The sequence below is a fragment of the Dysgonomonas sp. Marseille-P4677 genome, assembly GCF_016652235.1.
In the GTDB taxonomy this organism is placed as follows: domain Bacteria; phylum Bacteroidota; class Bacteroidia; order Bacteroidales; family Dysgonomonadaceae; genus Dysgonomonas.
In genome coordinates this window covers 1-8988 of record NZ_JAEPKU010000164.1, presented here as the reverse complement: position 1 = coordinate 8988, position 8988 = coordinate 1, and the positions used below count along the sequence as shown (strand labels likewise).

The 8988-nt window shown below is 34.4% G+C and carries 5 protein-coding genes; 4 read left to right on the top strand and 1 reads right to left on the bottom strand.

Annotated features, from left to right (window positions below; genetic code table 11):
- Positions 1 to 10 precede the first annotated feature (10 nt).
- Complete coding sequence (locus JGH11_RS17970; RefSeq protein ID WP_201114095.1) at positions 11 to 3310, top strand: VIT domain-containing protein; 3300 nt, start codon at positions 11 to 13, stop codon at positions 3308 to 3310.
- A 137-nt stretch (positions 3311 to 3447) separates the two neighbouring features.
- On the opposite strand, the gene JGH11_RS17965 is transcribed toward JGH11_RS17970, so the two are convergent.
- A complete protein-coding gene (locus JGH11_RS17965) occupies positions 3448 to 4569 on the bottom strand; it encodes a peptidoglycan bridge formation glycyltransferase FemA/FemB family protein (protein ID WP_201114094.1) in 1122 nt (373 codons plus the stop codon).
- 430 nt (positions 4570 to 4999) lie between these two features.
- On the opposite strand from JGH11_RS17965, the gene JGH11_RS17960 reads away from it, so the two are divergent.
- The 3 genes from JGH11_RS17960 (at position 5000) to JGH11_RS17950 (ending at position 8947) form a co-directional block, all read left to right on the top strand.
- Complete coding sequence (locus JGH11_RS17960) at positions 5000 to 5899, top strand: helix-turn-helix transcriptional regulator (RefSeq protein ID WP_201114093.1); 900 nt, start codon at positions 5000 to 5002, stop codon at positions 5897 to 5899.
- 605 nt (positions 5900 to 6504) lie between these two features.
- Positions 6505 to 8331, top strand: a complete 1827-nt coding sequence (locus JGH11_RS17955) for a hypothetical protein (protein ID WP_201114092.1) — start codon at positions 6505 to 6507, stop codon at positions 8329 to 8331.
- 67 nt (positions 8332 to 8398) lie between these two features.
- Positions 8399 to 8947: a hypothetical protein gene (locus JGH11_RS17950; protein WP_201114091.1), complete on the top strand. Its 549-nt coding sequence runs from the start codon at positions 8399 to 8401 to the stop codon at positions 8945 to 8947.
- Positions 8948 to 8988 lie beyond the last annotated feature (41 nt).

Sequence of the window (8988 nt, the reverse complement as noted above, 5' to 3'; positions counted from 1 at the left end):
ATATAATACTATGAAAAAGATAAAAAGAGGAATACTCCTTATCTGCTTTTTTTGCTACACTATATATAGCTTTAGTCAGAAATTATATACGCCTAAGCCGGAAGGCAATACAAAACAAGGAGTACTTTCTACTCTTTCTATCGATGTGAAAATAAAAGAAGGTATTGCAACCACAACACTGGATATGCAATTTTACCAAGATGGGAATCAATGGCAAGATGAAGCTGTATTGCAATTCTCTCTCACACCCAATCAATTTATATCACAATTTATGCTCGATGTAAATGGAAAATTAAGAGATGCCTCCATTGTAGAAAAGACAAAAGGCAGACAGGCTTATGAAGAGATAATCAGCCGACGGGTCGATCCGGGGCTATTGGAAATGAACGGAGAGAATAATTATCAACTACGTGTATACCCTATTATGAGGAGAGGATATAAACGTGCCGTAATATCCTATCAGGAACAATTGAAAAAAGGGACTGAAGGTTTACATTACCACTTACCATTAGGCTATAACCGACCAACAGCTAAAATATCTTTAAATATTACCGTAGATGGAACTGAGGCACCAATAATAAAGGAAAGCCCTCTGCAATCATTACAATTTATGCAAACAACATCCGGATTCGCAGCCTCTATAGACTCAATCCCTTTGGCCGACAATATCTTCAGTGTTGTAGTACCAAATAGCAATGTACGGCCTCAGGTTTTCATTGAAAAAGGAAAATACGGACAACAAAGGGTATTCAATCTTAGTATCAGTCCTACTTTACCGATTGTAAAAAAAACGCTACCTCGAAAAGTCGCACTTTACATAGACAATTCACTCTCTATGCAACCTTTAGATAATTCACTGATCGAATTATTAACAGCATATATTAGCCATATAGGCAATCTCTCGGTCGACCTCTTTTCAGTAAATACCGAGATGAAGAAAATAAGAGAATTTAATATCCAAAATGGAGATTCGAAGCAACTCATTCTGGATATAAGTAGACTTAAGTTTGACAATAGCCTATATCAGGAACTTGATTTCAACAAGCCCGAATATGATGAAATTTGGTTCTGTAGCGACGGCATTATTAATCTCGGTAAACCAATAGAAAAAATTGGACAGGTGCCCATCATTGCAATCAATTATAATGAACAGGCAAATTCTAGTTTGCTTAATAGAGCAGCTTCAGCTTCAGGCGGAAACTACATAGATCTCACAAAAACGACGACTAGCGAAGCCATAGAACTTCTATTGGATAACCCGACAAACCTTATCTCCTCTGAATTTGATCCGAAACAAATTACAGATATATTCCATTCGAGAACACAAGGCTTAAGAATCAACGGAACATTCACTCTTACTGGTATATTAAAAAGTGGAAAGGCGAATATTATTTTAAACTTTGGCAGAGGAAATACAATATTGAAAAGAGATACTATTACACTCAATAGCTCTGAAGCCGGGAAATATGACAATTTTTTCGAACGATTATGGATACATTCTAAAATAAATGAACTCTATTCCAACCACAATTATCATTTATCTGAGATTGAGAAACTAGGAATCCAATACAAAATGGTTACTCAAAATACATCCTTGATTGTACTGGAGACTATAGAAGATTATGTAAAATATAACATTGTTCCACCAACAGACAAGATGCAGGAGGAATATTACTCAATGATACAAGAGCTAAAACAGGATGAGATAAATGATATAGAAAAAATAAACGAGTATGTAAATTCTAATTTTTCAAGACGGAAAAAACTATGGAAAATAAACGGAGATGAAAAAGCTCTCCGCAAATATGAAGAAAATATACGAAAAAAGGAGGAACGCTCCGAACGTTGGAATGAATTCAAGAGGCGGTGGCAAGAAGGCATAGAAGAGGGTAAAGCCGAACAACGCGCATGGGAGTATCGCCAACAAGCTATAGAGAATGGCACCTACCGCAGACGATATACAAGAAAAAGATACAGTTCGGATAGTAAAGCTTACCAAAAGGGAACAATTATTGATAGCAAAGCAACAAATACAATAAAAGGAATTATCCGCGATGAGCAAGGAGAACCTCTGATTGGGTGCGCTATTTATATTAATGGAACAACCAATGGAACAATAACTAATTTAGATGGGGAATATGAACTAAAAATACCTCCGGGAAAAACAAAAATAAAGATCGCATACATTGGCTACAACTCATTAGAAGTAGATGTCCTCTCTACCATTGTAGACGTGGTACTAGGTGAAGACAACCATGTATTAGAAGATGTAGTGGTAGTTGGATATACAGGCTCATCTTCAGCAACAGAACCGGCATCTCCACCTGCCCGCGAGCGAATCTCTAAGAATGTAAAAAAAGGAACCGAAGGAGTAGAATATTACAAATGGTTGGATCAGGATGCCTGGCTGTCTAAGATGAAGAGTATGAATCCTTCTGAAATATATAATTATTACCTGAGTATAAAAGAGGAGTATGAAGACATTCCATTCTTCTATATTTCTATAGCAACCTTATTATCAGAAAAAGGACTAAAAGATGAGGCCTTCAAGGTAGTATCTAATATATTGGAGTTGTCATACGACAATTCGTTGCTGATAGTACCGTATGCGAAATTTATTTTGCAGTTAGGATATACGGAACAAGCTATTGATGTATTGGAAAAAAACCACATATTATATTCCGACAATCCGATGTTTTATCGCGAGCTTGGACTAGCTTATGCACAGGCAGGACGCTATCAGGAAGCTGTAGATATTTTGTTTAATGCTACCCAAAAAGAATGGAATACCAATTTGGGAGAAGAGATACAAACCGTTTTTCTAACTGATATGAATAGTATAATAACGAAAGCTAAACGCGAAAAGGTGAAATTGAAACTCGGAATGATACGTTCAAGTCTAATTTTCCCACTTATAGCCGACATTCGTATTGTACTCGGCTCGTATAGTAAAAGAAACAATCTTCTACTGGCTGTTAAAGATCCAAATAATCTTACTTCAAACAGTTATTATTCATATCAGAAAGGAGGAATCACATCAGATACAAGAGCAATATCGTATGGCCCAATCGACTATTTGGTAAGGAATGGAATTAAAGGAACTTACAATATCAATGTAAGAACCGATAGTTTCAATAAAAACAATAATGGCTTAGCTACTCTAACTTATGTAGAAGTCTATACTAACTTTGGAACAGAAAAAGAAAAGAAACAGGTTATATTTTTCCAGTCTACGCAAGATGAATCCAATAAAGAGTTTAATAGAAAACTTTCTTTTATTAATAAAAATTTATCTACTCTATCGGAATAAGTAAAATCAGCAAAATATCTATCAATTTAATTACAGCCATATATCAATCAGATATATGGCTGTAATTTCTTATATATGTCTATTCCTTGATTAATTGTAATCTATCCTTCAGCACTAAAAAACTATGTACTAATCGATTAAGATAAATAATAACCTTGTGCATTCATTTCACTTATCTGAAGATAACGATACCTATCCTCATCGAGAATATAGTCCCAACAACCTAAATGGTGGTATAACTCTCCTCCAAAACCGGTTTTGAACTGATAAAGTCCATACATAGGATGTGAGCGATCGGGCCCTGGTGACACCCCGAACATGTCATATTCGGTACACCCAAATTCTCTGGCAATTTTCACCGCTTCCCATTGCAAAGCATATGTCGGCATATAGTTACGTTTGTCGGAAGAAGATGCCCCATACAAGTATGTTCCTCTGAGGTCTGATATCACAAGAAACATAGCTGCAAGAAAATCACCTTCAGCTTCTGCTAACAACAATTCTACATGTGCAGGCGAGGCTGTATCATCGGCACGTGTCGTGAGTACCGATATAAAATATTCGATATCATTAATGTATAAACCATTGCGCATAGCAGTCTCTTTATATATTTTGTACCATATATCTATTTTATCCAAACCGGCCCGATGGATATGAACCCCTTTACGTTGAGACAAACGAATATTGTAGCGAGTTTTAGGTTTCATCGCATTCAACAAATCCTCTTCCGATTGGGATATATCGAGGAATATAGTAGTAGAAGGTAGAATATCCGAATTACTTTTACGTAAGTTCCAGTTAATTGTTCCATAATTCATCTGAAATTCCTGATACTTTTTATCGGGTGGTCCCATCCATATCCCCGATTCATCAAAGTATTCATCACTGCACCAATGGGATTTCCAATTAAGATCGTATCGGATAGCAATACAATTCTTTGGTAAATAAGAACGCATTATTTCTGACAATTCTTCTAAAAAAGCGCCTTGATTCTCTCCCGACGGCTCTATTTCAGGCCCATAAGGAACATAAGCCAAACAACATTCCGAATCGAGAGGTCTTTCTAACAATAAGAAATCGGCATCGATATATGAATAATCTTTGCGATGAGTATATATTTCAGTTTCTTTTACCTTATAATCGAAGGCTTTTGGAGTCAGACCTTGATATGCTTTTACTTCCGACCAAAATGCAGTTTGCTGTACGATCGGAGTACAACGAATATCCCTGATCTCTTTTTTTAATATGTCTATAGTCATGATTTACGAAAAAACAGCTGCAAAGGTAATTATTATAAAAGAGAAAAGAAAATCATTACTTCAAACGCAGTAATATAGCCATTATTAAACATAAACCGATTCATATCTATAAATCAGCTATCACATTTAAATATCAGAGAAAACAAACTTTAAAGAAAATTAATTTAAAAAAAGATAGCATATTACAAATATAGTTTATTACTTTGCAAAGCACAGACAGCATAGACAAGTATATTGCCGAAAGGAAAACTATAAATTCTTTAAAGACAAACTAAGCAAAAAACGGTAACAAACATTATACATTTTAGATTTCATTTATTAATACACTATTTGATCTATACGGCATCAAAAATTGTGTATTGGTGTTGATTATTTTTTACTTTTTAGAATTATTTCTAAAGAGAATAGAACTCACAAGAATAGAAATATTATGGATTCTTTGTATTCCAGCGACAGCCAATCGTATACCAACTATGGCAGAGGAGAGAGCCCAACAATAGACAATTTAAACCTTTCGAAAGGACAAATATGGCCATCCAGAGCACTTAACAGCAAAGTGGTATTCGTTACTAATGGTACTTTATCCATCTCTTATGATAAAACATCAAAGGATAAACTACCTAAAGGGACGATATTGTTATTGGCCATAGGATGCCAATTTAACATCTATGCGGAGGAAGATACTTCCTTGGTAATAGTATATCTACCCAACAAGCCTAATAACGAGGAACTTACACTATATAAACTATTATTTAAAGATATTCTTAGTGAAAAGCATTACAATGCGGATCATCTGCCATTGCAGATAAAAAATACTAAAAAAAATGACGTTTATTATTTGACAATTAAAGAGTGTTTATGGACCTACCTAGAGAACTTAAATGAACGCATAAAAGATGGCTTGAAAAGTGATATTTTTTTCGAACTTAAACTTAAAGAGCTTTTTTTACTTCTTCGGGCTTATTATAGTAAAGAAGAGCTTTTCAATTTCTTTGCCCCATTACAACATTGGGAACAAGACTTTTACAGTACAGTAATAAATAACTTTCATAATGTAAAAACTATAAAAGAACTGGCCGACCTTACAAATTATAGTATATCAGGCTTTGAAAAAAAATTTAAAAGAATATTCAATATTTCGGCCGGAAATTGGATAAAGCAACAAAAGTCGATGGCCATTCTTAATGAGATTAGTAATGAAGAAACTCCATTTAAAAACATTTGTTTTCAGAATGGCTTTTCATCTTTATCACATTTTAATAATTATTGCAAATTACATTTTGGTCAAACCCCCGGAGAAATAAGACGAAATAAAAAAGGGAAAAAGTAACATAGGCGGATTTTGTAAATATTATGGAGGGTTTTTGTAATAAACAGAAAGATTTTGAACTCTATCTTTGTAAAAAATAAGATTATTCTTTTATAAATATCAAACAAAGAATAACCTAACAAACTGAAAGAAAGACAATAATAGAGAAAGGAACAAAGAGGTTCTAAAGAATGCACATATTTAAACGAATCTTTTTAATATTTAATGTTAATAGATTCTATATGCAACACTTAATAGTTGCTACAGAATACTAATATAAACATTTAAATGTTAAAAAAGAAAGTAATGCAATAATAGAGACAAATTCCAATGTTTACCAAAGTTGAATAAAAAAGAGAAGAGCCTTGATTCAACATTTTTACAAAATTAAAATGCTATTATCTTGTATGTATAAAAAAATAGAAACAGACATACTAATTGTATTTTCTGATGAATGATGTTACGAAGCAAACCTGGCTAGTATAAATAAATATATAAAAATCTAGACATCACTACATGGAGAAATCTAATGAGTTTTGATATTCTAATATCGAAAGTGGTGGTTATGGACTATAAACAGCGTTAGATACAAATACAAACTTACAAGTTACTATAAAAATGAAATCATGAAACATCGAACATTAAAACTGACAAGATTACTATTTCTTTTTATTTCATTCTTTTACGTCCTCAACACTTATGCCCAGGTGACTATCGGTTCGAATCTGGAACCTCAGAAAGGAGCCCTGTTACAACTCAAAGAAACTGATGAGTCTGTAAATTCGAATAAAGGATTATTACTTCCTCGCGTAAATTTGGAGGGTGTTTTTGACCCCAAAATTGGAGGAGTAACCGACTTTACCTCAAGTAAAGATGACCACACCGGACTGTGGGTATATAATCTATATGATAATACAGCAATAGTCACAAATCCTGAAGAATATCTATGCGCAGGTCCTTATGTATGGAACGGAGGCAAATGGATTCGTTTATTAAAACCTTGTATTCCTCCATATGCAGGTAAGGTGCATTGTGAAAATAATATCGCCGATATAGTAGTAGGCGTATGTCGTGAGTTGAACAGATTAGGTTCATTTCAATTATCCGCTTACGAAAATGCAAGCATTACAATTAAAAACAATGATATACTAGGTCAGATAGGTAATTATCAGATTGTAGCTATAAAAGACAGTTCGAATGGAGACAGTGACACGTATGTTGTTACAAAAGATAACTCTCCTGTAGATATCAATGTGGTTATAAAAGGTCCTGCCAGCAATATTGAGCAGACTGTAATAATACCAATAGATATATCTTCAAAAATTAATGGAGGTCCATCTGTTCTTATAGAAGGCTGTCCTTATAGTAAAGTCACAATAACGACTGATTATCTGATTACAGATCCTACTACAGTTATATTTACAAGTGGATTAGACGGTTTAAGCCGAGGCTATCAAGATTTCAAAACTGACAACAACTATTTCACTGTATCACCTGCAGCTGCAGCACTTCCATCTTTTGTCGAGAACGATTATCTTGTACGTCCTTGGGGTATAGCAGGTGTAAAATACCAAGGTAAATCAGGTAGTAGCATCATAGGAGACCCATCGAAGTTCCTTATACACGAAAATACAAACTATTGGCCATTCGTTGTGAGTTGGCAACCACAAACAAGCGATGTAAAAGTTGTAAATGCAGCCACTCCTGCTCCTGCAAAATATAAAGAGCCTAACTTCACATTGGTATACGATGGATTAAATTTACCGAAGCCTAATCCATTAAACCCTGATGCTTGTGGATATATCTCATATCAGACTAAAGCCGAACAAACAGGAAGTAGCTTAGTCTGGGAAGAATTTATCAAGATGACCCCAATAAATCAAGCACCTATTTTCCAAGATAACATCGAAACGTTTATCATAAATAAACCATATGCACTAAGCAAGGAAGTAACATTGCAACAATCTACCGGAGGTACTGCTAATTTCGATGTGAGACAAATACATTATGGAACACAAATATTGGATCTGAATGATACACCAATTGAGGGTATTCTTGGACAACCTTTGAAAATCAATGGATACAATCCTGTTGAGAAAAATTACGAATTCAAGTTCAAAATAAGGTCGAATGTAAAATGGTCATGTACTCTGTTAGAAGTTTCTTATCTAAACTCACTCGGTAGTGATATGACTCCGGGAAGATATTGGCTAAACTCATCCGTAAATTTATCTGCTACCGGGCCTATGTCTTTTGGTCCTGAAGAAGATGCATACGGCGAACCTCGTGAACGTGAAGTTACTCTCCGATTTAAAAAACCGGGAGAAGACGGAGCTCCAACTATACCTCCGGGCGGAATGATCAACATACTTATACAATTGGACGATCCTAAATTAATAAATTCATTTTATACCGGTCGCGAGTTTTTATCAATCCAACTTATAAACGATTAATATCGAAAATACTATTTTATTAGAATAGCTACTTATATATTATATATTTTACAAATTGATTTAAATTATGAAAAAAAACTTTTTTTCCACGTTACTCTGTTTACTTACCGTGGGTATTTTAGTCGGATTTTCGAGTTGTAGCCAAGAAGGATATAACCGAAGCGAAGAGCTGGGTGCAGCAAACAACATATCATTAAAGTATGTTGCACCTAGTGGAGATACATTATTTGTTAATAAAGATGCATTTGAAGCTTCTACGATGAAAGTGTTGAGCGACATTTACGGGAGTAATGCAAGCAAATGTATTATAACAGACATCAATCACACTCCTACACCCGTAGGCTATGTAGCTTCTATTGAGTACATCACTCCTAACGGAGAAGAAGCCAATTATATCATGACTAACTTAGCTTTCAAATTTGAAGGTGGAAAGTTAGAATTGGCAGAAAGTCCTTTAAAAAGCAGAAATCGTCTAAAGAGCACAAATGGTCCGGTAAAAATTAAATCGCTTGCTATTATTCCTGCAAATGCGAAAAAAGTAAGTGTCAACTCGAATGAAGGTACATTTACATATTCGTGTCAAGGAGATGCTATAATGAAGTATGACATAAAATAAGCTTCAACTTAATATTAACATTATTACACAAGAAAGTAAAC